The sequence below is a fragment of the Bacillus sp. JJ1532 genome (assembly GCF_036965085.1).
Taxonomy (GTDB): Bacteria; Bacillota; Bacilli; order Bacillales; family Cytobacillaceae; genus Cytobacillus.
The window spans coordinates 1-2,226 of sequence record NZ_JBALOW010000093.1; the positions used below are offsets into that span (position 1 = coordinate 1).

A 2,226-nucleotide genomic window follows, 5' to 3' on the forward strand; every position below is an offset into this window, starting at 1 on the left:
CAAAAACGAGAGCCATGAATACTTCATAACGACCATTGTTTCCGGCTCTTAGTAAAAAAGAGAGCCATGAACACTTCTTAACGACCGTTTTCATTGACTCATTGCAAAAACAAGCACCATGAACACTTCATGACGACCGTTTTCACTTTCCCATAAACAAAATCAGTCTTAATTCTCAACATGAGCAATCTTGGAAGCTTTAATCAGCTCTTTAATTCCATCAAGATCCCCTCGTTCAAAGAGCTCAATAATTTTGCTTCCGACAATAACGCCATCACAATATTGGTTCATTTCCTGCACATGTGATGGGGATGCTATCCCAAAGCCAGCCAAAATAGGCAGGTTACTTACGCTCTTAACCTTTTTCAAATGCTCCCCAAGCTGTTCATTGAAACCTTTTCTTGCTCCAGTTATCCCATTAACTGTAACTGCATATAGAAAACCGCGCCCTTTGCTGGATATTTCTTGAACCCGCTCTAACGGACTCGTTAATGTTACGAGTCTAATGATCTCAATACCAGCCTTTTCTGCGTAAGGGGCAATAAGATCTTCCTCTTCTATCGGCAAATCAGGTAAAATCAACCCATCTACACCTGAACGGGAGCACTCATCCAAAAATGACTGAATGCCGAAAGCCATAATCGGATTCATATAAGTCATAAAAATTAATGGGATATGTACAATTGGGCGTATTTCCGCAATGGCCTCCAATATCCCCCTCAATGTCGTTCCACTTTCAAGAGCTCTAATGCCGGCTTGCTGGATAACGGGCCCGTCAGCTACAGGATCAGAAAAGGGAATGCCAATTTCAATCGCTGTTGCTCCTGCTTTTTCTAAAAAAGTAATCCGTTCTGCCAAACTATTCAATCCGCCATCTCCAGCCATAATATAAGGAACAAAAGCCTTCTCGTTATTCTTCCTCAAGGCTTGCATCACTTTTTCAATCCTGTTCATTTCTCAATCCCTCCTAATCTTGCTTTTACCGTTTCCACATCCTTATCCCCTCGGCCTGATAAACAGATGACTAATCCTTCATCTTCCTTCATTGTTGGCGCCAGCTTTAATGCATAAGCAACTGCGTGGGAGCTTTCCAAAGCGGGAATAATTCCTTCTAACCGACAAAGGAGCTGTAAGGCTTCCATTGCTTCTTCATCGGTAATAGATTCATATTTTACCCGGCCAATATCTTTTAAATAACTGTGCTCAGGTCCGACACCCGGGTAATCAAGCCCAGCTGAAATAGAATGGGCCTCTTGAATTTGTCCATCCTCATCCTGAAGCAGGTACATGAGTGCGCCATGAAGAATTCCTGGTTTTCCTTTTGTCATTGAAGCTGCATGCTTTGAAGTATTTAATCCTAATCCCGCCGCCTCTACCCCATACAACTGGACATCTTCATCTTTAATAAATGGATAAAACATCCCCATAGCATTGCTTCCGCCACCGATACAGGCCACAATTGCCTCGGGAAGCTTTCCTTCTTTTTCTATAAATTGCTGCTTCGTTTCCTTCCCAATAACACTTTGAAAATCACGGACAATCATCGGAAAAGGGTGCGGCCCCATTACGGACCCAAGAATATAATGAGTATCCTCCACATTCGTCACCCAATATCGTAACGCCTCATTGACAGCATCTTTAAGGGTTGCACTGCCTGACTCAACACTGACAACCTTTGCACCTAAAAGCTCCATTCGAAACACATTCAGCTGCTGTCTGCGAATGTCCTCAGCTCCCATATAAATAATGCATTCTAAATTAAGAAGTGCACAGGCAGTTGCGGTAGCCACTCCATGCTGTCCTGCCCCTGTTTCGGCAACAATCTTTCGTTTCCCCATTCGGGCGGCCAGTAAAGCCTGACCTAAGGAATTATTAATTTTATGTGCGCCTGTATGGTTTAAATCCTCACGTTTTAAATAAATCTTTGCCCCTTGAAGATGCTTTGTTAAGTTTTTGGCAAAGTACAATGGCGTTTCCCGTCCAACGTAATCTTTTAGAAGATCATTTAGCTCGTTTTGGAACTCTGGATCTTCCAGCGATTTTTTATATTCTGTTTCGAGTTCAAGAACTGCTTGCATTAACGTTTCTGGCACAAATCTTCCCCCAAATGCACCAAAATGTCCACGTTCATCAGGTAATGTATAGGTTGTCATAATAGTTCCTCCCGTTGTCAGGCAAATTTTCATGTTTATCAGCCAGTTCTGGTACTTTATCAGCCAATTTTTA

Annotated in this window: 2 protein-coding genes; both read right to left on the reverse strand. The window is 42.5% G+C overall.

The window, feature by feature from the left end:
- Positions 1 to 168: 168 nt before the first annotated feature.
- A complete protein-coding gene (trpA, locus tag V7122_RS22655) occupies positions 169 to 954 on the reverse strand; it encodes a tryptophan synthase subunit alpha (protein ID WP_335529337.1) in 786 nt (261 codons plus the stop codon).
- Positions 951 to 2,153: a tryptophan synthase subunit beta gene (trpB, locus tag V7122_RS22660; RefSeq protein ID WP_335529340.1), complete on the reverse strand. Its 1,203-nt coding sequence runs from the start codon at positions 2,151 to 2,153 to the stop codon at positions 951 to 953. The genes trpA and trpB overlap by 4 nt, the downstream gene beginning before the upstream one ends.
- Positions 2,154 to 2,226 lie beyond the last annotated feature (73 nt).